Below are 281 nucleotides of genomic sequence, written 5' to 3' on the forward strand. Positions count from 1 at the left end.
GGGCCCGGCCGGCTCCGCCGAGGGCGGCCGGCGCGGCACCCGGGCGTACAGCTCCTCGGCGAGCGAGAACAGGTCGGCGTGCCGGCACCGGGCGGCGGCGGCCGGTCCCAGCCCGGCCTCCGCCAGCCCGGCGGCGATCTCCAGCGGGTCCACGGCTCGTTCGCAGAGCACCCGGTGCTCGGCCATCACCTCCCGGACCGGGTCACCGGACCCGTTCGCGAGCCCGACGGCCGCCGCTCCCCCGCCGGCCGCCATCAGACCGCCTCCGCGAAGGACCCGGC

General features: G+C 80.4%; 1 pseudogene. It reads right to left on the reverse strand.

Going from position 1 to position 281, the window contains the following annotated elements:
* Positions 1 to 255 (reverse strand): annotated as a pseudogene (locus tag BI06_RS17970) (hypothetical protein); the annotation flags it as partial.
* Positions 256 to 281: the final 26 nt, after the last annotated feature.

The organism is Kitasatospora sp. MBT66, assembly GCF_000710405.2.
Classification (GTDB): Bacteria; Actinomycetota; Actinomycetes; order Streptomycetales; family Streptomycetaceae; genus Kitasatospora; species Kitasatospora purpeofusca.